Source organism: Neoalteromonas arenosi (assembly GCF_030362855.1).
Taxonomy (GTDB): domain Bacteria; phylum Pseudomonadota; class Gammaproteobacteria; order Enterobacterales; family Alteromonadaceae; genus Alteromonas_E; species Alteromonas_E arenosi.
In genome coordinates this window covers 416,951-441,329 of sequence record NZ_JAUCBP010000002.1, presented here as the reverse complement: position 1 = coordinate 441,329, position 24,379 = coordinate 416,951, and the positions used below count along the sequence as shown (strand labels likewise).

Annotated in this window: 26 protein-coding genes; 9 read left to right on the top strand and 17 right to left on the bottom strand. The window is 46.9% G+C overall.

Annotation, left to right across the window (positions count from 1 at the left end):
* The first annotated feature begins 8 nt into the window (after positions 1-8).
* A complete protein-coding gene (gene ettA / locus QTP81_RS04015) occupies positions 9-1,676 on the top strand; it encodes an energy-dependent translational throttle protein EttA (RefSeq protein ID WP_289363875.1) in 1,668 nt (555 codons plus the stop codon).
* Positions 1,677-1,719: 43 nt separating this feature from the next.
* Here ettA and QTP81_RS04010 read toward each other — a convergent pair whose 3' ends face one another.
* Positions 1,720-2,106: a VOC family protein gene (locus QTP81_RS04010; protein WP_289363929.1), complete on the bottom strand. Its 387-nt coding sequence runs from the start codon at positions 2,104-2,106 to the stop codon at positions 1,720-1,722.
* A gap of 119 nt (positions 2,107-2,225) precedes the next feature.
* Here QTP81_RS04010 and QTP81_RS04005 point away from each other — a divergent pair, with 119 nt between their 5' ends.
* Positions 2,226-2,978, top strand: coding sequence for a helix-turn-helix transcriptional regulator (locus QTP81_RS04005; protein ID WP_289363873.1), 753 nt, complete (start codon positions 2,226-2,228; stop codon positions 2,976-2,978).
* Here QTP81_RS04005 and radA read toward each other — a convergent pair.
* Positions 2,971-4,338 carry a DNA repair protein RadA gene (gene radA / locus QTP81_RS04000; protein ID WP_289363872.1) on the bottom strand — a complete coding sequence of 456 codons (1,368 nt, stop codon included), beginning with the start codon at positions 4,336-4,338 and terminating at the stop codon, positions 2,971-2,973. The two genes, QTP81_RS04005 and radA, sit on opposite strands and share 8 nt — an antisense overlap.
* 198 nt (positions 4,339-4,536) lie before the next feature.
* Between radA and QTP81_RS03995 the strand changes: the two genes are divergently transcribed.
* Positions 4,537-7,050: a PilZ domain-containing protein gene (locus QTP81_RS03995; protein WP_289363870.1), complete on the top strand. Its 2,514-nt coding sequence runs from the start codon at positions 4,537-4,539 to the stop codon at positions 7,048-7,050.
* A 22-nt stretch (positions 7,051-7,072) separates the two neighbouring features.
* Here QTP81_RS03995 and serB read toward each other — a convergent pair whose 3' ends face one another.
* Positions 7,073-8,107, bottom strand: a complete 1,035-nt coding sequence (gene serB, locus QTP81_RS03990) for a phosphoserine phosphatase SerB (protein WP_289363869.1) — start codon at positions 8,105-8,107, stop codon at positions 7,073-7,075.
* Between the two features lie 127 nt (positions 8,108-8,234).
* Between serB and QTP81_RS03985 the strand changes: the two genes are divergently transcribed.
* Positions 8,235-8,879 (top strand): hypothetical protein, encoded by a 645-nt coding sequence (locus QTP81_RS03985; protein WP_289363867.1) that lies wholly within the window; start codon positions 8,235-8,237, stop codon positions 8,877-8,879.
* Here the strand turns inward: QTP81_RS03985 and QTP81_RS03980 are convergent.
* The 10 genes from QTP81_RS03980 to rpoE all read right to left on the bottom strand — a co-directional run bounded on the left by QTP81_RS03980 (position 8,862) and on the right by rpoE (position 17,423).
* Entirely contained in the window at positions 8,862-9,653 is a 792-nt protein-coding gene (locus tag QTP81_RS03980; protein WP_289363865.1) for a TatD family hydrolase, read from the bottom strand. The genes QTP81_RS03985 and QTP81_RS03980 overlap by 18 nt on opposite strands.
* Positions 9,626-10,267, bottom strand: a complete 642-nt coding sequence (pdxH, locus tag QTP81_RS03975; protein WP_289363863.1) for a pyridoxamine 5'-phosphate oxidase — start codon at positions 10,265-10,267, stop codon at positions 9,626-9,628. The genes QTP81_RS03980 and pdxH overlap by 28 nt, the downstream gene beginning before the upstream one ends.
* 11 nt (positions 10,268-10,278) lie before the next feature.
* Positions 10,279-11,181: a GTPase Era gene (gene era, locus QTP81_RS03970; RefSeq protein ID WP_289363862.1), complete on the bottom strand. Its 903-nt coding sequence runs from the start codon at positions 11,179-11,181 to the stop codon at positions 10,279-10,281.
* Entirely contained in the window at positions 11,178-11,870 is a 693-nt protein-coding gene (gene rnc, locus QTP81_RS03965; protein ID WP_289363928.1) for a ribonuclease III, read from the bottom strand. The genes era and rnc overlap by 4 nt, the downstream gene beginning before the upstream one ends.
* A gap of 13 nt (positions 11,871-11,883) precedes the next feature.
* Positions 11,884-12,792 (bottom strand): signal peptidase I, encoded by a 909-nt coding sequence (gene lepB / locus QTP81_RS03960; protein ID WP_289363860.1) that lies wholly within the window; start codon positions 12,790-12,792, stop codon positions 11,884-11,886.
* Positions 12,792-14,588 carry a translation elongation factor 4 gene (gene lepA / locus QTP81_RS03955; RefSeq protein ID WP_289363859.1) on the bottom strand — a complete coding sequence of 599 codons (1,797 nt, stop codon included), beginning with the start codon at positions 14,586-14,588 and terminating at the stop codon, positions 12,792-12,794. The genes lepB and lepA overlap by 1 nt, the downstream gene beginning before the upstream one ends.
* An 85-nt stretch (positions 14,589-14,673) precedes the next feature.
* Positions 14,674-15,159 carry a SoxR reducing system RseC family protein gene (locus QTP81_RS03950; protein WP_289363857.1) on the bottom strand — a complete coding sequence of 162 codons (486 nt, stop codon included), beginning with the start codon at positions 15,157-15,159 and terminating at the stop codon, positions 14,674-14,676.
* A gap of 5 nt (positions 15,160-15,164) precedes the next feature.
* Positions 15,165-16,178, bottom strand: a complete 1,014-nt coding sequence (locus tag QTP81_RS03945) for a MucB/RseB C-terminal domain-containing protein (RefSeq protein ID WP_289363856.1) — start codon at positions 16,176-16,178, stop codon at positions 15,165-15,167.
* Between the two features lie 7 nt (positions 16,179-16,185).
* Entirely contained in the window at positions 16,186-16,791 is a 606-nt protein-coding gene (locus QTP81_RS03940) for a sigma-E factor negative regulatory protein (RefSeq protein ID WP_289363854.1), read from the bottom strand.
* A 53-nt stretch (positions 16,792-16,844) separates the two neighbouring features.
* Positions 16,845-17,423, bottom strand: coding sequence for an RNA polymerase sigma factor RpoE (rpoE, locus tag QTP81_RS03935; RefSeq protein WP_289363853.1), 579 nt, complete (start codon positions 17,421-17,423; stop codon positions 16,845-16,847).
* Between the two features lie 184 nt (positions 17,424-17,607).
* Between rpoE and nadB the strand changes: the two genes are divergently transcribed.
* Entirely contained in the window at positions 17,608-19,284 is a 1,677-nt protein-coding gene (nadB, locus tag QTP81_RS03930) for an L-aspartate oxidase (RefSeq protein ID WP_289363852.1), read from the top strand.
* A gap of 10 nt (positions 19,285-19,294) precedes the next feature.
* On the opposite strand, the gene QTP81_RS03925 is transcribed toward nadB, so the two are convergent.
* The 3 genes from QTP81_RS03925 to QTP81_RS03915 are packed head-to-tail and all read right to left on the bottom strand — an operon-like array spanning position 19,295 to position 20,838.
* Positions 19,295-20,173, bottom strand: a complete 879-nt coding sequence (locus tag QTP81_RS03925) for a MaoC family dehydratase (protein ID WP_289363850.1) — start codon at positions 20,171-20,173, stop codon at positions 19,295-19,297.
* Positions 20,174-20,180: 7 nt separating this feature from the next.
* The gene (locus QTP81_RS03920) at positions 20,181-20,600 is read right to left on the bottom strand and encodes a hypothetical protein (RefSeq protein WP_289363849.1); all 420 of its coding nucleotides are present in this window, start codon (positions 20,598-20,600) and stop codon (positions 20,181-20,183) included.
* Complete coding sequence (locus QTP81_RS03915; RefSeq protein ID WP_289363926.1) at positions 20,587-20,838, bottom strand: FAD assembly factor SdhE; 252 nt, start codon at positions 20,836-20,838, stop codon at positions 20,587-20,589. The genes QTP81_RS03920 and QTP81_RS03915 overlap by 14 nt, the downstream gene beginning before the upstream one ends.
* A 183-nt stretch (positions 20,839-21,021) precedes the next feature.
* Here QTP81_RS03915 and ygfZ point away from each other — a divergent pair, with 183 nt between their 5' ends.
* Positions 21,022-21,981, top strand: coding sequence for a tRNA-modifying protein YgfZ (ygfZ, locus tag QTP81_RS03910; protein WP_289363848.1), 960 nt, complete (start codon positions 21,022-21,024; stop codon positions 21,979-21,981).
* 13 nt (positions 21,982-21,994) lie between these two features.
* Complete coding sequence (locus QTP81_RS03905; protein WP_289363847.1) at positions 21,995-22,477, top strand: FKBP-type peptidyl-prolyl cis-trans isomerase; 483 nt, start codon at positions 21,995-21,997, stop codon at positions 22,475-22,477.
* Here QTP81_RS03905 and QTP81_RS03900 read toward each other — a convergent pair.
* Positions 22,474-23,112: a GspH/FimT family pseudopilin gene (locus QTP81_RS03900; protein ID WP_289363846.1), complete on the bottom strand. Its 639-nt coding sequence runs from the start codon at positions 23,110-23,112 to the stop codon at positions 22,474-22,476. The two genes, QTP81_RS03905 and QTP81_RS03900, sit on opposite strands and share 4 nt — an antisense overlap.
* A gap of 43 nt (positions 23,113-23,155) precedes the next feature.
* On the opposite strand from QTP81_RS03900, the gene nadE reads away from it, so the two are divergent.
* Positions 23,156-24,004, top strand: coding sequence for an NAD(+) synthase (nadE, locus tag QTP81_RS03895; protein WP_289363845.1), 849 nt, complete (start codon positions 23,156-23,158; stop codon positions 24,002-24,004).
* Entirely contained in the window at positions 24,005-24,343 is a 339-nt protein-coding gene (locus QTP81_RS03890; protein WP_289363843.1) for a P-II family nitrogen regulator, read from the top strand. It begins immediately after the preceding gene.
* Positions 24,344-24,379: the final 36 nt, after the last annotated feature.

The following is a 24,379-nucleotide window of genomic DNA, read 5'->3' as shown; positions in this document are numbered from 1 at the left end:
GAACATAAATGTCCCAGTACGTTTATAGCATGCACCGGGTCGGTAAAATCGTACCGCCGAACCGTCACATCTTAAAAAATATATCGTTGAGTTTTTTTCCTGGCGCCAAAATTGGAGTGCTAGGCCTTAACGGTGCCGGTAAATCTACCCTGCTTCGCATTATGGCTGGCGTTGACACCGAAATTGAAGGTGAAGCGCGTCCCCAGCCGGGCATCAATATTGGTTACCTGCCCCAGGAACCACAACTGGATGAAAGCAAAGACGTGCGTGGCAATATTGAAGAGGCCGTCGCCGATGTTGCCCATGCGTTAACACGCTTAGATGAAGTCTATGCAGCGTACGCTGAAGAAGGTGCAGACTTTGATGCATTGGCAAAAGAGCAAGGTGAACTTGAAGCGATAATTCAAGCTAAAGATGGTCACAATCTTGAGAATGCCCTAGAGCGTGCGGCCGATGCCCTGCGCTTACCGCCATGGGATGCCGATGTAAGCAAACTATCAGGTGGTGAACGTCGTCGCGTTGCGCTTTGCCGTTTGCTGCTGGAAAAGCCAGATATGTTATTGCTCGACGAACCCACTAACCACTTAGACGCCGAATCTGTTGCGTGGTTAGAGCGCTTTTTGCACGATTACGAAGGTACCGTGGTTGCTATTACCCACGATCGTTACTTCCTCGACAACGTTGCTGGGTGGATCCTAGAGCTTGACCGCGGTGAAGGTATTCCTTGGGAAGGTAACTACTCCTCTTGGTTAGAGCAAAAAGAAGCGCGCTTAGAGCAGGAAGAGCGCGCCGAATCTGCACGTCAGAAATCGATTAAACAAGAACTTGAATGGGTGCGTTCAAATCCCAAAGGCAGACAAGCGAAAAGCAAAGCCCGTATGGCGCGCTTTGAAGAGCTTAACACCGGTGAATACCAAAAGCGCAACGAAACCAACGAATTGTTTATTCCACCGGGCGAGCGATTGGGTGACAAAGTCATCGAAGTCAATGGATTACGAAAATCTTATGGCGACCGTCTACTGATTGACGATATGAGCATGCAAGTGCCCAAAGGCGCTATTGTCGGCATTATCGGTCCGAATGGTGCGGGTAAATCTACCTTGTTCCGCATGATCACTGGCCAAGAGCAGCCTGATGCAGGTGAAATCGTTTTGGGCGATACGGTACAAATAGCCAGTGTTGAACAGTTCCGCGATCACATGGATGGCAATAACACCGTGTGGAAAGAAATTTCCGATGATCAAGACATCATTCGCATCGGCAACTTTGAAATCAATAGCCGCGCATACTGCAGCCGATTTAATTTCAAAGGCACAGATCAGCAGAAATTTATCAAAGACCTATCCGGTGGTGAGCGCAACCGCGTCCACCTAGCGAAGCTATTAAAAGCTGGCGGTAACGTACTACTCCTCGACGAACCAACCAATGACCTAGACGTTGAAACCTTACGAGCATTGGAAAATGCACTCTTGGAATTCCCAGGCTGTGCCATGGTTATCTCGCACGACCGCTGGTTCTTAGACCGGGTAGCCACGCATATTCTCGACTACCGCGACGAAGGTAAAACCAATTTCTTCGAAGGTAACTACTCAGAGTATGAAAACTGGCTGAAAGAAAACTTTGGTCACGATGTGGTTGAGCCGCATCGCTTGAAATACAAAAAGATCAGCAAATAATCAAACTCAGAGCCGAACTCAATGTTCGGCTCTTTTTTACGTATTAATCAACCACGCAAAAGGCATTGAGTTTATTGCCATCGAGATCGCGAAAATAGCCGGCATAGAAGCCTTTGGTTGCATCTTCTGGGCGAAAGCCTGGTTTCCCTTCACAACTGCCGCCTAATGCCAATGCCTTAGTATATAAAGCATCCACTTGCGCCGGTGTTCCTAAAGCAATAGCCACCATAGTCCCGTTGCCAACAGTGGCGGGTTGCTTATCAAATGGCAGCGTTACTGATAGGGCACATTCTTCTTGGTTGCGTGACCATGCAATAAAGTAGTTATCTTCTTCCATAAAGCGCGTCGCGCCGATAGTTGCCAACAGTTCGTCGTAGTATGCACCTGCGCGTTCTAAATCTGCAGTTCCTAATGTTACATAACCAATCATGTCCTTTTCTCCTGTGGTGTGAATGACGGTGAATGCATAATAGACGTTGACTACTGACATCTAATGTCAGTAGTGTTCGACTAATCTTTAATGCCAGCAGAAATACTGAGTAAACAACGATGCGAAAATCTGACCGACTTAACCAAATCGTTCATTATTTGCGACGCATGCATCAGGCAGTGACGGCAGAAGTATTGGCGGAACAATTTGAAGTCAGTGTGAGAACTTTGTATCGCGACATACAAGATTTACAAGACAGTGGCGTACCTATTGTTGGTGAAGCTGGGGTAGGATATTTGATTGATAAAAGCTACCATCTACCGCCCATCATGTTCGACGCTGACGAAGTTGAAGCCATTGCCTTGGGGATAAGTTTAGTGAGCAACTGGACCGACGATAACTTTGCGCAAAAGGCACAGAGTGCTTATCAAAAGATTCAAGCGACATTGTCACCAGAGATGCTGCAAGAGTTAGCCCAAATCACCACATTCTCAGCACCGAGTCACTATAAAATCCCTTGGCAAGTGGATTTTACTGAAATCCGCGAATGCATTCGCAGCAAACAATTAATCCAATTTGATTATCAAGCACTCGATGACACTATCACCCAGCGTACCATACGCCCTCTAGCCCTCACCTCGTTCAGTCCTGTGTGGCTGCTTACCGGTTGGTGTGAATTGCGTTGTGCATTCCGCAATTTTCGGATTGACCGAATCAGTAATTTCAAATTGCTTGGTCAGCGCTTTAAGGATGAAAAAGACAAAAGTCTAGCCGCTTACTTAAAGACAGTACAACAAGAGCGACTTGCGCATGCTGATGCCGACTGCCCAGCCGCTCAGCAGATGACAACGAAAGTTAACCGCATTAACTAAGCGCTTCTAACGCCTCTTCCAATCGCTTAACCCCGATCACCTCAATACCGTTAATCGGGGTTTTGGGCTTATTCGCAAGCGGCACAATTGCCCGCTTAAATCCGTGTTTCGCCGCCTCAGACAATCGCTCAGTTCCATTGGGTACAGGTCTAATTTCCCCTGCCAACCCGACTTCGCCAAAGACGATAAGATCGCGCGGTAAAGGGCGATTGCGAAAACTAGAAACCATAGCAGTCAGCAAGGCTAAATCAGCGCCAGTTTCACTGACTCGAACACCACCAACGACATTGGCGAATACATCTTGATCATTCATTTGAATATTGCCATGGCGGTGCAATACTGCCAGCAACATGGCCAATCGGTTTTGCTCCAACCCAACGGCAACGCGTTTGGGATTGTTTAACTGGGTGTAGTCGACCAAGGCCTGCAACTCAACTAATAACGGGCGCGTGCCTTCCCAAACAACCATAACGCTGCTACCTGGCGATTCCGTATCATGACGATTGAGAAAAATCGCTGATGGGTTTTTGACTTCCTTTAGCCCCTTGTCAGTCATCGCAAATACGCCTAATTCATTGACCGCACCGAATCGGTTCTTGTGGCTGCGTAACGTGCGGTAGCGATTATCACTATCGCCATCGAGCATCATCGAGCTATCGATACAGTGCTCAAGAACCTTAGGACCCGCCAGATGACCTTCTTTGGTGACATGACCGACAATAAACATGGCGATGTGATTTTGTTTCGCAAAACGGGTCAAATACGCTGCGCTTTCGCGCACTTGCGAAACGCTGCCGGGTGCGGATTGCACCTCGGCCACATGCATAACTTGAATTGAGTCTATCACCATGACTTGCGGCTTGTGCTTGAGCGCTAAATCACAAATAGTTTCGACGTTGGTTTCCGAAAGCAAACTCAACTTGTCATTCGGCAAGCCCAAACGATCGGCTCGCAGCGCAACTTGTTGCAACGATTCTTCGCCCGTCACATATAAAGTCGTGGTTTGTTGTGCTAACGCGCACATGACTTGTAGAAGCAGCGTACTTTTACCGGCACCGGGAGAGCCACCGATAAGCATCGCCGCACCAGGCACTATGCCACCACCGAGAACCCGGTCTAGTTCAGAAAAGGTCGATGAAAAGCGCGGTAAGTCAGTCAGAACAATTTCATCGAGTGTGGTGATTTGCGCTTGAGTCTGTCCAGCATAGCCGCTGAGATTACGCTGCCCGGCACGCGTTGCCGGTGCTAAGGTGATCTCTGAAATAGTGTTCCATTCGCCACAATCGTTGCATTGACCTTGCCAGCGCGGATACTCAGCGCCACAGTCTGAGCAAACAAAGGCGGTTTTACGTTTTGCCATTAATTCTCTTGTTCAGGTATATTGCATAGCGAAAAGCATTTCGCTATGTCACAACGGCGTGTTGAAGTTTACTGTGAAAATTTTCGACCGCAAACATCGATAAGCCCTTGTGTTGAATGTAAATTTGCCGATAAAGATAACATCATTCGGTATAACAGCTCCATCACGGATAATAACAAAGCGATTAATTAGTTAATAATGACCCCAGAAATCAGCGAATACAGCGACTTAATTGAACGCCTTAAGCCAATGGTTAACGAGCCTGAATTTAATCAGGTGCTGGCTCAAGTTGCAGGCAATTTAACTCGTGACAAACGCTTCTTGTTAAAAATGGAGTTAAAACGGTTAGCTAGACCGTGTATCCGCGTGATTGATTTGCGCGGAAAAGTTGATGGTGAGTGCCAGATATATGAACACGGTGGGCGTCAACACTACCTGGACGACATCGCGATTGAAACCTTTGAACAACAGGTGCGGATTTTCGGGGAATATACGTTAGGCGTGTACGAAGCGGTACACCGCACGGAGAATAATCTCAAATTGATGCGTGAAGAAGCACTCAATGCTGAACTCAACGCACCACTTGAGCCTGAAGATTCTGACCCATTAAGCCAATACATTGCGCCCACAACAACGCTAATGAACTATCCCAAGCGCAACAATGAACGGATGAACTACGCCGTTGCCTTGGAGTTATTCACCGAACACAACAACAGTGTTCTAGCCACTAGTATCGATATATCTACTGAGGGCATGCGGGTAAAACTCAACTCGGATTATTTGTTCAAGCCGAATGAAAAATTGTCGGTGTATTTTCGCGGCATGGAAGCGGAGTTTGCATTGGACAAGAAGCATGGAATTGGCTATCAAATCATTGAAATCGAACGGACCCAAAAAGAGCAGCGCTTGCGCTTACAGCGACTGGACGAAGATAAAAATAGTGCATTTGATGAATTTTTAAACCGCTTCATACACGGCAACAAGCGGCGTTACAAAGTCAACATGGATAATACACTTGACGCGATTCGCAGCAAGACCTGTGAACAGTACTTTACACCGCGCTTTCCATCCCTCCCCGTCTTTGTTGACTGCATCGATAACAAGTACATCCCTCGCTTTGCGATGATGAATGACAGCAATCGCAACATACTGGATTTTTGGACTGACGAGGCCAACAATTTGCGTTTGGGTTTTATGTGTAATCATCAACGAATCGCTGAGTTGGCAGAGCAAACACCCGAGTTACGGGTTATGTACATTTACGTTTTCACTCACGTGAAAGACGGTAAAGTCTATTTTTATTCGGCAAGTCTTAACGAACTTAACGCGCACCCAAATTTACATTCTGTATTTTTAGGCTTTGGTGCACGTAAAGTCAGTTGGCGAGTCTTTAAATTGCAAATGTCTGACATTTCTCCGGACCAAGCACATGTCCCGCTGTCGATCCCTGATTCCGTATCTGAAACTGTCAAACGGCAAAACAATCCACCCGCACCGCGTTTAATGGCACGCCTTAAAAATCTCAGTCACTGTTTATTGATTACCGATATAACCAGTGATGTTGGCCAGCAGTGCTACGAACAACACAAAATTAAACGCAGCGAGTTGGCCAAGCTTAAACTTTTCGGTCATCCGCGTAATAAACCACCCAGTGACATTAAAGTTTTCCGATTTAAATATTTGGAACAGCGCGTGGAGAGTCGCTATCAATTGCGTTCGAAAGTCGAACTAAAATTTGACGACATCGAATTGGAGGGCATTAGCGAAGACGCGTCAGTGAATGGCTTACGGATTGAATTAGATTCATTTTTCCATGGCGCGGTAAACAGTCGCGTTTCACTCGCATTTCCGGCACTGCAAAAAATCACTAAGAAGTACAAATTAGTGAACTTGCAATATCGAGTGATTAACATTAATGCCGAACGGAATGTGCTGCATTTAAAGGTAATCAATGAAGAAGGCAATGTGGCACGTCAGTTTTTTGAAGATTTGATAAAACATAATAAGAATCGTTTAAAGGCCTTTTCCGACGAAGAAGAGATACCGGGTATCGGCCACGCCTTGCGATGTATCTATGCACAGAACGTTGAGAACATCGCATTTTTTGTTCGCAAAGAGCAAGGCAAGTTTATTCCGGACATGGTAATTAACCATGGGCAAAATACGCGTATTGCTAAGTTAGGTCAGCAATTTGCTGAACCCGGGCAATTTAACTTAGAGTTTTTGTATCGGGATAGAAGTAAAGAGTACTCTTTTATCCATGAAGCAATAACGCAATTGCGCATTGAACCAAATCCATTGCATCGCGAATTGTATATCGCCTTTGATCCAACTAAGACGGAAATTGGCGAGGCAATTATCCCCCGCTTTACTGAGCAATTTCTCGATCACCAGCAGCGCCAGAAATTCATTGAAGAAGCTATGGCCAATGGTCAATTCATTGCCATTCACGTTTATATGTCGCTTACCGGTAGGCCGGATTTAGAGCTTCTCCAATCGGAATTTAATTATGTCAGTGTTTACGCCATACATCGGGCTAAAGAGCTTGAAGAACAATTGTGGAATATTGCGGCAATGGGTAATCTAATTGACATTACTGACGAAGTTATGACCCGTTACAACTTTAGTCAGGAACAAATTGCACACAACCATAGCACGCCGAGTTCATTAGTTGTCGGTACAGACAACATTGAGGCTCTATTGCGCCAGTAACAGCACCACGTGCCCCAGTGAGTTAAAAACGCATCAATAACAAAGCCGCGTCCAACCCTTGTCGGCGTATCGCCACGTCGGCCTTAGCCTGTACAACGGGTTTAGCATGAAACGCTATGCCGAGTTGCGCAGCGGACATCATCACCAAATCGTTAGCCCCATCGCCCATCGCAACTGTTTGTGAATGACTGAGCTGCCATTGTTCTGCAAGCTCAACGACTGTTTTCGCTTTAGTCTGGGCATCGACAATGTCACCTACCACTTCACCAGTAAGTTGGCCATCAACTACGGCCAGCTCATTCGCCACGGCAGCATCCAGCCCCAAACGCTGTTGTAAATGCTCAGCAAAGAAGGTAAAGCCTCCAGACGCAATGGCTATTCGCCATTGGTAGTGATGTAACGTTGCAATCAAACGAGTAAGCCCAGGCATTAAGGGGAGTTGCTGTTTGACCTGCTCAAGCGCTGTTACATCTAAGCCTTTTAAGCACGCTACACGTGAAGAAAGGCTCTGCGCAAAGTCGAGTTCGCCTTGCATTGCACGCTCCGTGACTGCCGCCACTTCATCGCCCACACCGGCATGTACAGCAATTTCGTCGATACACTCACACGCGATGACCGTACTGTCCATATCCATCACCAGCAAACCCGGTTGAGAAATTTGTGGCGCGTGTTCGGTGAAACCGTATTCGAGTTCAAAACGACTCAATTGCTCAGTGATTGCGGCCTTATTTTCTTCATCCGGTAAACAGTTCAATGGCAACAGCAAACCAATGGTGGCATTGTCGAGATCACTTAATGGATGCAAGAAAAACTGCGGCTCGATGCCGTAGGGTGAGATAGCCGCGAGAATCCGCTCTAGCAAATTCATCGTCGGCGCTTGAATAGCAATATGCAGCAGTACTGCGTAGTGCTCAACATCGACTTCAGTAGTGTACTCCCAAACGCCATCATAATGCCGAAAGACGATGGCTTTATCCGCATGTATAGGTTGGTCTACTAGGGCACGAAAAACGGCGTAACTATTGGCATCGTCAGTCGAAAAAGGGGGTAACTTCACAGCTTATACTTAACTCGTTGTACTCGATGGCGTGAGTCTACCGAATGCGCCGTAAACTTGAAACAACTCTTGGCAATTAATCGCGATTGACTTAAGGTTTAGGTTTTCAGCAAGCTCTTGTTATTGCGTGGCAGTTAAAACTCATAGTACCTATACCGTATATAAGCGCATCGCCAACCTGATCTTAATCTTGATCGGCATCGCGATCAGCGTGAATTTGTGGTGGGTAAACAAGCAGCAAACGCAACTGTGGTATACCACGCAAGCACAGCAGTTAGGCCGCAGCCTTACCGAGCAAAAAGCAATGGATCTAATCGCGCCAGTAACCAGCGATGATACTGCTGCAATTGAACGCGCTCTTGCCCAAGTGTTAACTGATAAACACGTTGTTGCTGGCGCAGTCTACGATTTTCGTGGCCGCCGGTTGGCCAGCCAAGGGCTCGACGGTGACTTTCTCACATCACTTCAGACTCAGCGTGATGAACGATTGGTGTTTGTTGCTGATATTATTCGCACACAACCAGCCACTGCAAGTGACGGCGAAGAGAGGATGATTCAGCAGCAAGTAGTGGGCTATGTAAAGCTACAGCTCTCTGCCAATGCGGTGATGGCACATCACGACAAGTTTCAACAACAACTGGCACAACAGCTCCTAGTGTTTATGCTGTTAGCGGCGTTGGGAGCGCTGTATGTTACGCGCGCGTTTTATAAATTGCGCTTTCGCATGCAACGGCGCTTGCGGGCCAAACAACGATTAATGAAACAGTCGTAAATAGTTTGCGCTGGTAACGCGCGCAACCTCAGCAGGCTCGATATCGAACAACTCAGCTAAAGTATGCATCACCAGAGGTAGCCGCTCAGGCGTATTTCGCTGCCCTTGATAGCCGTTGATTGGCATATCGGGTGAGTCTGTTTCCAACACGACATGTGCCAACCCCACCGCTTTAACCGCTTCACGCGTTCTATATCCACGAGGGTACGTTATGGTACCACCTATACCCAACACAAAATTACGGTCCACATACTGCTTGGCAACATCGACACTGCCGCTAAAAGCATGAATGACGCCGCCATGTGCAAAGCGCTGCGCAGATAGGTGTTGATGAATCAAGTGGTGGCTTTTGCGCGCATGTAAGACTAGTGGATAGCGGTGCTGTTTAGCTAAGTCTAATTGGCGTGCAAAGATCGTTTCCTGTAGCTGCAAGTCGACGTCTATCACTGTGTCCAAGCCACACTCACCGACAGCCACAACACCAGGTAAATGCTTGTCTAATTGCGTGTCTAATTCATCCAAAGAACGCTCTAACTGCGATTTAGGTTGCTCTGATAAAAAATACGGATGCAACCCTAGCGAGACGTCAATATCGTCACGCGCCGCCAAATGCGTTAATGGCTGCCAGCGCTTTGCAGTGGTGCCGGGTATATGAAATCGTGTCACACCCAATGACTTGGCACTGGCAACCACCGCGTTGAAATCATGCGCAAACGCAGATAAGTCTAAATGACAGTGACTATCAATTAGGGCATAAGGCGCTGTGTTTGCCACTGCCCGTTATCCGTAAGATTGTACTCAAACCGGTCATGCATGCGGTGCTCACCACCTTGCCAAAATTCAATCTGATGAGGTTTTACCAAATAACCGCCCCAAAAATCTGGTACAGGGACTTCGCCTTTTGCGAATTTCTGCTTGAGCTGCGAAAACTGAGTCATCAATAATTCTCGGGTTGAAATGGGTTTGCTTTGTTGCGATGCCCAGGCGGCAAGCTGACTCTCTTTTGGACGCGATAAGAAGTACTTGGCTACGGCTGCTCGGCTCAGTGGCTGTGCTGCACCACAGACTCTCACTTGACGCTCTAACACATACCATGGGAAATGTAATGATACCTTGGGATTACTGGCTAATTCACTCGCTTTGCGACTGCCGAGATTGGTAAAAAATACAAAACCTTCTGGTGATACATCTTTGAGTAACACAATACGTTGCGACGGCTGACCATCTGCGTCAACTGTTGCGACCGTCATAGCGGTTGGATCGGGTAAGCCTGAATCGATGACCTGTTTTAGCCATCGGTCAAACAAATCGAATGGAGACTCGGTTAGATCGCTCTCACTCAGTCGGCCTTTTGTGTAACTGCGCCGTAAGTCAGCCAATTCAGACATATAACCCCCGCTTATTGATCAGAGTAACCGAGTGACCGCAGCGCGCGTTCATCATCGGCCCAGCCACTTTTCACTTTTACCCAAAGCTCGAGAAAAACCTTATTATCGAACAAGTTTTCCATATCTTTGCGCGCTTCGGCGCCTATCTTCTTTAAGTGCGAACCGGCCTTTCCGATCACCATGCGTTTCTGGGTTTCTCTCTCGACCAAAATCAGACCACCAATACGCAACATACCGGTTTCAGTTTGTAAGAATTGTTCAATTTCTACCGTTACGGAGTAAGGTAATTCGTCACCGGTAAAGCGCATCAGTTTCTCGCGAATAATTTCAGCGGCCATAAAACGGCTGGAACGATCGGTAATATAATCCTCTGGGAAGTAAAACTCACTAACTGGTTGCGCATCCATCACCAAGCTGCGCAAAGTGTCTATGTTTTTACCCGTCTTGGCACAAACGGGTATGGTTTCAGCAAAAGCATACTGTTTACTGAGCCATTTAAGTTGGTCAATAAGATCCTCTTGCTCACTGATTTTGTCAATTTTATTCACCACTAACCAGCACGGTAGCCGCGAAGCTTTGATCTTATTTAGCACCATTTCGTCATCATCAGTCCAGCGCGTGCCTTCAACCACAAACAAGACTAGATTGACTTCCCCTAATGAACTCGACGCAGCGCGATTCATGACCCGATTGATGGCGCGTTTTTCTTCACTGTGAAGCCCAGGAGTATCGACGTATATCGTTTGGCAATTGTCGCGCGTATCGATGCCTAGAATTCGATGCCGAGTTGTCTGCGGCTTGCGCGACGTGATACTGACTTTTTGCTCGAGCAGTTGATTGAGAATTGTCGATTTACCTACATTGGGCCGCCCCACAATTGCGACCATGCCGCAACGGGTTTGTAAGTCACTCATGATTTAGCTCGCTGATTAATAATTTCTAACATTTGTTGGGCTGCGTGCTGCTCAGCCCGGCGTCGACTGGGGCCGACTCCTATTGTAGGCTCACTTGCTGCTGCGCATTGGCAAGCAACGGTAAAGGTTTGATCGTGCTCTTTGCCTTGTATATCTTTGATTTCATAGTGTGGTAACGCCTGTTTACGCGATTGCAAAAACTCCTGTAACTGGGTTTTGAAATCCTTGGGATGAGCGTTGGGATCAAGCTTGGCGATTCGCGACTCAAGCAGCTTCAATATCACGCGTTCACAGACATCAACATCAGCGTCTAGATATATCGCACCAAATAAGGCCTCAGTAACATCTGCAAGAATGGATGCACGGCGTTTGCCACCACTTTTAAGCTCGCCCGAGCCGAGCTTTAGCCATTCACCGAGTTGTGCATCTTTGGCAACACCAGCAAGAGTCTCGCCTTTTACCAGCGAAGCACGCATACGGGTTAGCTTACCCTCCGGTACATTGGGGTAGCGGGTATACAGTGTTTTAGCCACAACCATACCCAGCACAGCGTCACCGAGGAACTCGAGACGTTCGTTATGCGCTTTTGCCGCACTTCGGTGAGTAAGAGCTAAATCCAGCAGTTCTAGATTGGAAAACTGATACCCAAATGACTTTTTTATATGACGTGCAGCAGCATTAATGTCAATCACAGAAGGGAGCCTAATCAATCCCACCGACGCGGTTGAAGCGAACGCCAGTTGGTATCCAAGTGGGTAGCGCGTCTTCGTCAGTCCGTTCAAATTCAAAACTAATCCAGATTGCTACAGCTTTGCCGACCAAATGCTCATCTTCGACAAACCCCCAAAAACGACTATCGGTACTATTATCGCGGTTATCACCCATTACGAAGTAAGATTCAGCTGGCACTATCCATTCATTATAACGCGTACCTGGCTGCTGCGCATAACGGGACATTTGCATTGGTCGGCCTGGATTCTTAAGGATATCGTGCGCCACGTCACCCAGTGATTCGGTGTAACGCTCTAGTCTCACCATGCCTTGAGCAAACTCATCGTTGCTAACAAAAGACAACGGCACTACATATGAAGCTGGACAATCAGTGTTTGATTCACACGCTGGCTTGATATGAATCTGTTTGTCACGGTAGATCACAGTATCCCCCGGCAAACCAACTACCCGTTTGATGTAGTCTGTACGCCCGTCAACAGGATACTTAAAAACCACTACATCGCCGCGTTCGGGCTTACCTGTTTCGACCCACTTCGTCCGAGTAACTGGGTCCTTCAGTCCATAGGCAAACTTCTCAACTAAGATAAAGTCTCCAACCAGTAGTGTAGGCATCATTGAGCCCGATGGGATCTGAAACGGTTCATAGATAAACGAACGCAGTACCAACACAAATGCGATTACCGGAAATATTTGTTTGGATGTGTCAACCCAATAAGGGTCGGGTACGTCAACTTCGACAGAATCACCTTGTGCCAATGCATCGCTGTTAAGAACAGCTTGCTGGCGTCGCTTCTGCGCAAAAAAGAAATGATCGATTAACCAAACCAAGCCGGTTACTGCTGTCAGAACAACCAACAACAAAGAAAAATAATTCGCCATTATTTGCCCACTTTAAGCACGGCCAAAAACGCATCTTGAGGCAATTCAACATTCCCCACCTGCTTCATGCGCTTCTTACCTTCTTTCTGTTTCTGCAATAGTTTCTTCTTCCGGCTTACATCACCACCATAACACTTCGCGATAACGTTTTTACGCAACTGCTTAACAGTACTACGTGCGATGACGTGGTTACCAATCGCCGCTTGAATGGCGATGTCAAACATCTGTCTTGGGATCAACTCGCGCAACTTTTCTACCAATTCACGTCCACGAGATTGTGCATTGTCGCGGTGAGTGATGACCGCCAATGCATCCACGCGCTCGCCATTAATCAAAATGTCGAGTCGCACCATATCTGCTGCATTAAAGTGTTTAAAGTTATAGTCCAAGGATGCAAAGCCGCGACTGGTAGACTTTAAACGGTCGAAGAAGTCGAGAACCACCTCCGCCATGGGAAGCTCATAAGTCAACGCGACTTGCTTGCCGTGGTAAGCCATGTTGGTCTGGGTTCCACGCTTCTCCACACATAAAGTGATGACATTACCCAAGTAGTCTTGTGGTACTAAGATATTAGCCTCTACAATCGGTTCGCGAATTTCATCAATATCGTTCACCGCTGGCAATTTAGATGGATTGTCAACTTGGAGTGTTTCACCTTTTGTCGTAACAACTTCATACACTACGGTCGGTGCTGTAGTTATCAGGTCAAGGTCATACTCGCGCTCCAAACGCTCTTGGATGATCTCCATGTGCAGCATGCCCAAGAAACCTATCCTGAATCCAAAGCCCAAAGCCGCTGAGCTTTCTGGCTCATAAAACAGTGAAGCGTCGTTCAAACTGAGTTTGGCTAATGCGTCACGAAAATCTTCATAGTCGTCTGAACTGACTGGGAACAAGCCCGCGTAAACCTGCGGCTTGATTTTTTGGAAACCTGGCAGAGGCTCTTCAGCAGGCTGACGCGCGAGCGTGATGGTATCCCCTACAGGAGCACCGTGAATCTCTTTAATACCGGCAATGATAAAACCTACTTCTCCGGCCTTTAAAACACCGGTTTCCAGTGCTTTAGGGGTAAACACCCCGATTTTGTCGACTTGGTGTACTTGACCATTAGACATTATCTGAATCTTGTCTTTGACGCTCAGAGAACCCTCGACAATACGCACCAAAGAAACAACGCCTTGATAATTGTCAAACCATGAGTCAACGATCAATGCTTTTAATGGAGCCTCTCTGTCGCCCTCGGGTGGCGGTATTTTATGCACAATCTCTTCAAGTACATCTTCTATACCCAAGCCAGTTTTAGCCGAACATTTAACCGCGTCAATTGCGTCGATACCGACGATATCTTCAATCTCTTCAGCGACGCGTTCGGGCTCTGCTTGTGGCAGGTCAATTTTATTCAGGATTGGCACAACTTCCATGTCCATATCAATCGCGGTGTAGCAGTTTGCTAGTGTTTGTGCTTCAACCCCCTGGCCCGCATCAACAACCAACAATGCCCCCTCACAAGCGGCTAATGAACGAGAGACTTCATATGTAAAGTCAACGTGCCCTGGCGTGTCGATAAAGTTGAGCTGGTATGTTTCACCGTCTTTGGCTTCGTAGTTCAGTGTAACGCTCTGTGCCTTGATAGTAATCCCGCGTTCGCGCTCAAGATCCATTGAATCGAGTACTTGCGCAGCCATTTCGCGATCACTTAACCCTCCGCAGTGCTGAATCAATCGATCTGAAAGGGTGGATTTACCGTGGTCGATGTGGGCGATGATGCTGAAATTACGTATATGCTTGTGTTGCATTGCGTTAGAAACTACCTGAAAAAAGTGAAAAGAAAATTGCGAAGCGCAAAAACGGCTGAATTTTACTCGTTACCGACGCGGAAAGCTAGCGTGGGTTTGCTATTGATACTTTTACGGGTTCAGAACTATCCAAGATCACACCCAGAAGGCGCGGTTGATACTGTTGTAGCTCTCGCTGTTTGACGGTTGCAGAAACCCAAACAAACGCCGCCAGTGCAGCCAGTATGGTACTTGCAATAACCCAGCCTTCGTGAACCAGGCCAAAGATCGGTAAAACCCAACTGAACAGTGCCCCACCCACAATCAATCCAAGTAACGGTATAACGTAAAGCCAGATTGACGCTTTCAATAACGCCGTCTCGGGAATACCTAAACGAACCTTACTGCCCACTTGAACCGGTAGCTCAGTAGAGAACCGCAAGGTTTCACGGCGCGGTGCAAGCGCTTTAGCAATAGTCCCAGTACCGCAATTTTGCTGAGCTTCACAACTACCGCATGTGGTTTTTATCTCAGTTTCCACTATGATTTCGTCGCGCTCAACCGCAATAACTTTGCCTACTTCTTCGATCATCGGGTCTACTCAACTCTGGCGACTAATGATGTTGCTATCTTATTAGCTGTTTGCGGGGGGATCTCGCCGATCACCGATATTTGCATACCACCTTCTGTTCGGTTGAGGAGGGTTTTAGATTCATGCCGGTAAACGTTATTTTGCGGGCCACTGGCACTGATTGGCATAACATATACAGAAACTTCGACCATGCCATCACTCAACATTGCATACTCAACCACTTGGTCAGTAACGCTTAACCTATGAGTGTTGCGTTTCACTTCGGTCATACCTATTGGCATATACGCAATTTGCCAATTGTGCTGGTGATAGCTCAAAGGAACCGCAGTGATTGTCGGTAACGCTTCGTGGTTAATTCGACTAAAAAACTCGTGTGGTTCAGCACTGGTGGTAAACTGAGTAACTTGAATCTGCTTTATCAATTGACCGGATTGGTCAAGCATATTCATTTTCAACGGCATGCCGGTTTCTTCATCAACCCACAATTGATACGCATAGCGTGAGTTATCGCGACTTACTATGCGAATTTGCTGTGCCGCTCGTCCGGAGACGCGACCGCGACCAATGGCGATAAAAGTATAAGCCGATTGCAAATCTAGTGGATTGAGCAATAAATCGGATGGAAATGGTCCATCAATAATTCGACCCGATAAGCTAAACGGAGCGACGTTGGGTTCAAACACGCTGACTTGACGATTGACGCGAATAAATTCTTTACCCGGACCATTGAGCATACTGAGTTGCTCCATGGTTATGCCATTTTCAAACACGCCATGACGCCACAAGTAAGGGACTGTATCGGAGCCTGGTCGTTGCTCGACTAAAGACATTTGATAATTCGTTTGACTTACGGCCTGTGACATCTTCAACAACCATTGTGCGCCACTTAACTTTTCAACGGCAGCTTCAGGGCTGTCAACATCGCCCTCAGGTTCCTGTGCGACACATAATGGACTAAACAAAACCGCCGCTAGCATAAGCGTCGCGGCGGCTTTAAATCTAAGCGAGAGGTTTAGCATGAATATCCTATTCCGGTTGCTGATCTTGCTCCGCTGCCTGCTCTTGAGCAGTTGAATCTTGCATCTGTGCCTGCTTTAACTGGAGCTGACGCTCGTGATCAGCGATTAATGCATTAATCTGCCGACGCTGCTCAAGCAAAGTCGCCATATCGGTTCTTTCGACCGGCCGAGTTTGCTCCAAGCTCACTGGCGCAAGTCCGCCTTGTGGACGACCTGCAATAGGTGGTGCAGTCATCAACGGCTCATCAATTTCAGGGGTAGTGTTGTAATTTTGCACGCCCAGGATAGCGACGGCGGCAACAGATGCTGCAACTAAGAATTGGCCTGATTGTTTGACTAACGGGATTACGCTACCAACAACGGGGAGGTCACGCAACCGGCGTTTAGGAGCGACTATCGCAGGCTCATCAGCGATTGCTGCGGCTATGCTATTGGCAATATCGATACTCGAATCCGCTGGTAACTCGCCGCGCAAACCATCTCTAATGGTGTGGTAGCGGCGCCATTTATCCTGCAATTCAGTATCTTGCTTGAGGGCACTAACCAACGCAGAATCATCGCCTTGGTACTCACCATCAACAAATGCTGACAAATTTTCTTGCTCTTGCGTCATAAAACTCTCTTAATTGACTCGCGTTTGTATACTAACTGTTACTGTTTCAATCATCAATTCTGCATTAATGGTTGAATGACTTTGTCTATGGCTTCCCGAGCTCTGAAGATTCGCGACCGAACCGTACCGACTGGACAATCCATCACTGCCGCAATTTCTTCATAGCTAAGCCCTTCCATTTCACGCAATGTTATTGCCATCCGCAAATCATCAGGTAGCTTTTCAACTACTCTAAACAATGTCGCTTCGATTTCGTTGGACAACAGCGAACGCTCGGGCGTACTGTTATCGTGCAACGCTTCTCCACCATCGTAATAATCCGCTTCTTGAGCGTCTATATCACTGCCGGGCGGTTTTCGACCTTGCGACACCAAATAATTTTTTGCTGTGTTAACAGCAATGCGATACAGCCAGGTGTAAAACGCACTATCCCCTCTAAAGCTGGGTAACGCTCGATAGGCTTTAATGAACGCTTCCTGCGTAACATCGGCCACATCTCCCGAACTTTTAACGTAACGCCCAACTAAATGCATCACTTTGTGTTGATACCTGACCACCAACAAATTAAAGGCATTCTTGTCGCCACGTTGTACTTTCTCGACCAATTGTTGGTCAGTTATTTGCTCACTCATTCGAGCCAATTCTCCTTACTACATCACTGCACGGCCCATGCAAGCAACTTAATAGACTTTGGTGTTTGCCGAAAGTTCGATAATATTTAAAAAAAATGAACGAAAAATTCAATTTACGCATAAATGATAGCGCTCAGTGCGCCTTTTTTATAGCGGTATTGCGAATAAACTGACCAGAGATACTATGCCTCAATCTGAAAACTGTGCTTCTGCGCAAGCTGATGCAGCGACTACCAACACTATTCAGCATCAATGTGACGTGCTTATCATCGGCAGTGGCGCTGCAGGGCTCAGTTTAGCACTGAAGCTCGCTGATTATTGCAATGTGATTGTATTAAGCAAAAGTGACCGCAACGAGGGTGCGACGCGTTATGCCCAAGGCGGAATCGCTGCGGTATTCGACGAAGCGGATAGTATTCAGGCGCATGTTGAGGATACCTTGGACGCCGGTGCCGGTTTGTGTGACGAAGCGGTGGTACGTTTCACCGCCGAGCGCGGTAAGGCGTGCATGCAATGGCTGATCAATTTCGGCATGCCATTTGACACCGAAACAGACGAAAATGGCGATACTCGCTATCACCTCACGCGTGAGGGGGGCCATAGCCATCGACGCATACTGCATGCGGCTGACGCTACTGGCCAAGCAGTGCAATTGACCCTAAACGAGGCTGCGAGTCAGCACCCTAATATCCATTTGTTTGAACGCTACAATGCTATCGACCTGATTATGGATAAAAACGATCCTAAACTGTGTATTGGCGCCTATGTTTGGTCACGGAATAATGAACACGTTGAGGTCATTAGTTGTCGGTTTGCTGCAATGGCTTCAGGTGGTGCGAGTAAGGTGTACCAATACACCTCTAATCCAGATGTCTCAAGTGGTGACGGTATCGCTTTAGCTTGGCGCGCAGGCTGTCGCGTCGCTAACATGGAATTTAATCAATTCCATCCAACTTGCCTGTATCACCCTGAGGCGGGTAATTTTTTGATCACTGAAGCATTGCGTGGCGAAGGTGCATTTTTGTGTCATGCCGACGGCACTCGCTTTATGCACAAGTTTGATGAACGCGCCGATTTGGCGCCGCGGGATATTGTCGCACGAGCGATAGACTTTGAAATGAAGCGCTTGGGTGCCGACTGCATGTATCTCGATATCAGCCACAAGCCTGCCGATTTTATCGTTAAACACTTCCCCAATATTTACCGTAAATGTCGTTCACTAGGAATAGATATAACGCGCCAACCCATTCCGGTAGTACCCGCAGCACACTACAGTTGTGGTGGTGTGGTTACAGACTTAAATGCCCAAACCGATTTACACAATGTATATGCCATTGGCGAAGTCGCATACACGGGTTTGCACGGTGCTAACCGCATGGCAAGTAACTCGTTATTGGAATGTATTGTATTTGCCCACTCCGCAGCAGAACACATTCAACAGCGCCTCAATGAGGTGTCGCCACCTTGCGAAATTGCTCCTTGGGATGAAAGCCGCGTTACCAACTCAGATGAAGAAGTTATTATTCAGCACAACTGGCACGAGCTGCGATTGTTTATGTGGGACTATGTGGGCATTGTCCGCACCAACAAACGATTAGAGCGTGCATTTCGTCGGATCCAATTGTTGGAACAAGAGATTGATGAATACTATGCAAACTTCCGGATCAGCAACAATTTACTCGAACTCCGCAACCTTGTAACAGTTGCTGAATTAATTGTTCGCTGCGCCATTGCCCGCAAAGAGAGTCGAGGTTTGCACTACAATCTCGATTACCCCAATATGGCTGAAAACGCAGGGCCAACGGTGTTGCCACCCCGGGTGAAACCGATAACTGAAGCCGGTAGTCTAGCCACGGGTTAATTGACCCGTGCTATAGACGACTTATGCGAAGCTGAAGTATCTCACGCTGGCCGTCCGGTGCATCAGGGTTGTAAAGACCGAGAACAGACGCACTGGCAATAGTTCGTTGTTCATTTGTTGCCATTTCAAGCTTACACGGCAGCATAGCAGGAGCTTTGAAGAAAGCATCAAGCTGAGTTTCGCCTTGCCACTTATCTGCCGACTGGTAACGCGCTGATATGCACAAGGCGAGCGTATGCATACCATGCGCTATAGGGCGCTTAAATCCGAACAACTTTGCCGTTAAAGGCCACAAGTGAATGGGATTGTAATCGCCACTTAGCTGCGCATATCGGCGTCCTACGTCATTATTGAGTGCGATTGAGTTGAATACAGCTCGGCCCTCTGCTTCAGCGTATCCAAACGGTTCTGTTTCCGTTGAGTCGTTGGCGCGTAGTTTACAACGATACAAATACTCACTATCAGCAATGATTGCGATCTGATCGGCTTGCTTTAATCGGGTTCTCAACGTCAGAACGACGCCTCTTCGATGTAATCTATACCCTGAAATCTGACATTCAATCTCAGTCTCTTGCTCGGTAAGCGGTGCTAACCACAGGATTCGGTTGGCAACGTGAACCAATCCAATCAGAGGAACGCCTGATTGCGACTGAGTTAGGCAGCGCATTTGTAGATTAAGTGATAATACTTGCGCAATACAAGGGTGCCAATGTGAGTGTTGCCACTGGTGGTAAGCGTGATAATTTTGAACTGTGGTTTGTATATCGCACACTTTCACTTGCTGTTGAAAGATTGGATTATCATTGGCGATTTGGCCGCTAGCCAGCCCCTCCAAGCGGCCTAAATCCGCGCTTTTTACTAAGCCTCTTAGGATAATGCCAATGTTCATTTAACCACTACGAACTTTTGTGAAGCCCACGAAGAATGCGAAAATTTAGGCTTCGCACACAGGCAGTGCTGAGTTTCCAAGTACAAAGCGTGTAGTGTTGGCATTTAATATTGGGAACATCGATAACTAACCAGACCCACCATGGACTGATGCGAGTTTTGCGACTAATAGCACCATATTCACCACCATCTACACTGCACTGATCGACATCATCAAATACAAAACGAATTAATGTTTGCTCGTTCAAGACCACAAAAATACGCCATGCAACCGCAGCAAGGGCAACAATTGCTATCCAGAGAACTATGCTGGAGGGCTCCTTAACTGCTAGCAGGAGAGATAGGTTAATGACAAAAACTGCGCCGGCAAAACCGGCGGCCTGTAGACGCTCAAACCCCGTAGTGTAGGTAATGTTAGACTTTAACACGCGACAAAATGTGCTGAACCATTTTATTTAGACTTGGGTCTTCACAGGTCTGATGGCCCATAAACCATGCAAACAAATCGGGATCATCACAGGTCAACAAGCGCTCAAACTCCTCCTGCTCACCGTCATTTAATTCGTGAAACCCCGATTCAACAAAAGGCATAAGCAGCACGTCGAGCTCTAGCATCCCCCGTCTGCATGCCCATTTAAGTCTCGCATAGCGTTTTTCAGAAAACATAGTCATACTCATTCTTGCGTCATCCTCTCAATATATCATGCACAGTTGCGATTGTTTACTGTACTCTCGCCTTATTGGATGACTAGTAAATTGCTCAGTTGAGAAAATCCACTAGGGTTAACTTGCGATCTGTGCAATCGACCACATACTACTGAACTATTCACAATTGATATGGCGGTAAACATGCATCTTCAGCTTCCCGAGAACTTTGTTGTAGAGTTAACTAACCTGGGCCTTATAGCACTAACCGGTGAACAAAAAGAAGAGTACTTGCAGGGTCAAATCACCACCAACGTGCAATTACTGAGTGAGACACAAGGCATGCTCGCTTGTCATTGTGATTTCAAAGGCAAAATGTGGAATAGTGGCTGGCTTGTCAAGCACAGCGAAACCCTTTATTTCACCGCTCAGCAAAGTGCGCTAGGCAAGAGTTTGGCCGAGCTCAATAAATACGGCGTGTTTTCCAAAGTCGATATAGTTGACGCGTCTAACGATATCCGACTTTGGGGGTTTTATGGCCCGCAAGCAAAGAAACAACTCGAGAGGGCCTTTGGCGAACTTAACGATGATCACATGGCTGTCACTGCCACAGAGAATCGGTGGGTACTTACCCTGAAAGGCCCCACCGGATCGCGCTTTATCGTAGCAACGCCGGCGACCATGCCACTACCAGACGATTGTGTGGCCTCTTTGGCAAATGAGCCTCAAAGCAGTTGGAACTGCCTAGACGCAGTTGCAGGCATTGCTGCGATTCACAGTCAAACTAGTAATGAATTCGTTCCGCAAATGCTGAATATGCAAGCCCTTGGCGCAATTGACTTCAACAAAGGGTGTTATATGGGTCAAGAGGTTGTTGCTCGAACCAAATACTTAGGGAAGAATAAACGTGCAGCATATTTGCTAACCGGTACAGTAAAGAACAATGAACAAGCCCTAACAATTGCTCCGGGTGATATACTTGAAAAAGCAATTGATGATAATTGGCGTCGTGGTGGCAGTGTGTTACACGTAGGCTTCACCGATAATCAAGTTTGGCTATTGGCCGTGTTAAGCAACGACAGTCGCGTCGGTGAAATATTGCGATTAAAAGAAGCCCCTGATACGCAACTCACTATTAGTGAATTGCCTTATTCAATCGATTAATTCAGAGATCCTAATGATTAAACCAAATAGCGTTGTAACCATCCATTATTCCGTCAGCAATACTGAGTCTGTTGAGATAGATTCATCAAGGGGTGGCCAACCGCTTGAGTTTCTTTACGGTCACGGCTTTTTAGTACCGGGCTTAGAAGAAGCTTTGGCAGGCAAGCAAGCTAACGACACTTTTACCGTAACGGTGCCAGCTGAAAAAGCCTACGGTATTCGTCACGACAATTTAGTCCAAGCCGTGCCAAAAAATATGTTCGAAGGTATGGATGTTGAAGTCGGTATGTCGTTTCGTGCGACTACTGATGACGGTGATCAATCAGTTATCATTATTGATGTAACTGATGATGAAGTTGTAGTTGATGGTAATCACCCGCTTGCCGGAGTAGACCTTGTATTTGATGTGGAAGTGATTGCATTGCGCGATGCAACAGCTGAAGAAATTGACCACGGTCATGTACATACTGCCGGTGGATGCCAACACAGTCATTAAGAACAATCTAAGGCGGTACCATTGGTATCTTCGTGAATACCGTCATTGTTGTTATCCGCACTCATTTTTACCCTGCCCTGTAAACTGATCGTTAGGGCACGAGCATACTCATTGTTGTTGTTTTGATGACAAAGCAGAATGGTGGCGTTGGCGCTGGCTGCGCCACTTGGCAAAAAAGCAAAACCACCTGCCGGGCCAGTCATGTCATTAACGCGATTAATAACACTAGAGGCGACTAGAAGCACTTCGTTTGCGCCACGCATACCATTGGCATCTAGATCCATAAAGACCATCTTGGCGTTATCCCAATTATTGGTACAGTTGGTATAATCTTCGGTGGGGCACACTACGGTATTAGTTTGCTCGTCAATAGCAGAGTGACGCGCAAATTGAATGATTCCGCTTAATTCATTAATTTCACCGATTATGCGGTTTTGCACTAAAATGCTTTGAATACTTGGCGCAACCGTTGTCAGAACAATAGCCACAATCGCGACGGTGATCATCATTTCTAGTAATGTGACACCGTTTTGGCAACGCATTTGAACTCTCTCAATGGTAATATCGTAAGCGTAACATACACAAATTTTGTCGGTTTTGGGTATCGCAAACCACGCTCGCTTAGTAGTATCCATACCACACCATTGTTTAGTTTAGGGAATACGGGATAAATCACCTATGGTTAATGCCACTATAAAACAGTCTGTCATTGATGAAATGCGAGTTCTACCGCAGATTGATGTCAACTATGAAGTAACACGACGCGTAAACTTTATAAAAACTCAACTACGCCAATCTGGGCTTAATAGTTTGGTGCTGGGAATAAGTGGCGGTATCGACTCTTGTACCCTTGGTCGATTAGCTCAGTTAGCGGTGAATGAGCTAAATGAAGAACATCAAGAGCATTATCAATTTATCGCTGTACGCTTGCCTTATGATACTCAGGCCGATGAAGACGACGCGCAAGCGTCAATCGATTTTATTCAGCCATCAAAAGCCGTAACCGTAAATGTTAAACCTGGTGCTGATGCTATTGATGAAGAAACCACAGCAGCCTTAGCGGCCTCTGAACTGTTACCGAACGACTCTGGAAAACGCGACTTTGTGAAAGGCAATGTCAAAGCACGGACACGAATGGTTGTTCAATATGAGATCGCTGGAATGGTTGACGGTTTAGTTTTGGGTACTGACCACTCGGCAGAAAATATTACTGGTTTCTATACCAAATACGGCGATGGGGCCTGTGACTTAGTGCCATTATTTGGCTTGAGTAAACGGCAAGTTCGACAAATCGCTAAGCACCTTGGCGCCCCGGATAAAATTATTCTCAAAGCTCCAACCGCTGATTTAGAATCGCTTGAACCGCAAAAAGCGGATGAAGCGGCACTTGGTCTCACTTATGACCAGATTGACGATTTCCTCGAAGGTAAAGAAGTTGCTGATGCGGTTTCCGAAAAACTGTTGTATATCTATACTAAAACGCAGCACAAACGCGTTCCTATCCCTACAATTTACGACGGTGAATAAATGAAAAAAGTAGAAGCCATCATAAAACCCTTCAAGCTCGATGATGTTCGCGAGGCCCTTTCTACAATTGGTGTAACAGGCCTTACCGTTACTGAAGTTAAAGGCTTTGGACGCCAAAAAGGCCATACTGAAATGTATCGGGGAGCCGAATATCAGGTGGATTTTTTACCCAAAATGAAGCTGGAAATGGTTGTCGCTGAAAATTTAGTTGATCAGGTTGTAGAGTCGTTAATTGCGGCTGCCAAGACCGGCAAAATAGGCGATGGGAAAGTATTTGTCACAGACGTTGCGCGGGCAATCCGGATCAGGACCGGAGAAGAAGACGAAGAGGCAATCTAAAGCAAAGCTGGCGGCAGTCAATTCTGCCGCCAATTA

Coding starts and splice junctions, on each gene's coding strand:
- QTP81_RS03915 (WP_289363926.1), bottom strand. CDS start 20,838: ATGTTTTCTGAAAAACGCTATGCGAGACTTAAATGGGCATGCAGACGG.
- ygfZ (WP_289363848.1), top strand. CDS start 21,022: ATGCATCTTCAGCTTCCCGAGAACTTTGTTGTAGAGTTAACTAACCTG.
- era (WP_289363862.1), bottom strand. CDS start 11,181: ATGAGTGACTTACAAACCCGTTGCGGCATGGTCGCAATTGTGGGGCGG.
- lepA (WP_289363859.1), bottom strand. CDS start 14,588: ATGCAACACAAGCATATACGTAATTTCAGCATCATCGCCCACATCGAC.
- QTP81_RS03925 (WP_289363850.1), bottom strand. CDS start 20,173: ATGAACATTGGCATTATCCTAAGAGGCTTAGTAAAAAGCGCGGATTTA.
- QTP81_RS03890 (WP_289363843.1), top strand. CDS start 24,005: ATGAAAAAAGTAGAAGCCATCATAAAACCCTTCAAGCTCGATGATGTT.
- QTP81_RS03905 (WP_289363847.1), top strand. CDS start 21,995: ATGATTAAACCAAATAGCGTTGTAACCATCCATTATTCCGTCAGCAAT.
- radA (WP_289363872.1), bottom strand. CDS start 4,338: ATGGCAAAACGTAAAACCGCCTTTGTTTGCTCAGACTGTGGCGCTGAG.
- QTP81_RS04005 (WP_289363873.1), top strand. CDS start 2,226: ATGCGAAAATCTGACCGACTTAACCAAATCGTTCATTATTTGCGACGC.
- QTP81_RS03995 (WP_289363870.1), top strand. CDS start 4,537: ATGACCCCAGAAATCAGCGAATACAGCGACTTAATTGAACGCCTTAAG.
- lepB (WP_289363860.1), bottom strand. CDS start 12,792: ATGGCGAATTATTTTTCTTTGTTGTTGGTTGTTCTGACAGCAGTAACC.
- QTP81_RS03900 (WP_289363846.1), bottom strand. CDS start 23,112: ATGGATACTACTAAGCGAGCGTGGTTTGCGATACCCAAAACCGACAAA.
- nadE (WP_289363845.1), top strand. CDS start 23,156: ATGGTTAATGCCACTATAAAACAGTCTGTCATTGATGAAATGCGAGTT.
- QTP81_RS03940 (WP_289363854.1), bottom strand. CDS start 16,791: ATGACGCAAGAGCAAGAAAATTTGTCAGCATTTGTTGATGGTGAGTAC.
- ettA (WP_289363875.1), top strand. CDS start 9: ATGTCCCAGTACGTTTATAGCATGCACCGGGTCGGTAAAATCGTACCG.
- rpoE (WP_289363853.1), bottom strand. CDS start 17,423: ATGAGTGAGCAAATAACTGACCAACAATTGGTCGAGAAAGTACAACGT.
- QTP81_RS04010 (WP_289363929.1), bottom strand. CDS start 2,106: ATGATTGGTTATGTAACATTAGGAACTGCAGATTTAGAACGCGCAGGT.
- pdxH (WP_289363863.1), bottom strand. CDS start 10,267: ATGTCTGAATTGGCTGACTTACGGCGCAGTTACACAAAAGGCCGACTG.
- QTP81_RS03945 (WP_289363856.1), bottom strand. CDS start 16,178: ATGCTAAACCTCTCGCTTAGATTTAAAGCCGCCGCGACGCTTATGCTA.
- QTP81_RS03950 (WP_289363857.1), bottom strand. CDS start 15,159: ATGATCGAAGAAGTAGGCAAAGTTATTGCGGTTGAGCGCGACGAAATC.
- nadB (WP_289363852.1), top strand. CDS start 17,608: ATGCCTCAATCTGAAAACTGTGCTTCTGCGCAAGCTGATGCAGCGACT.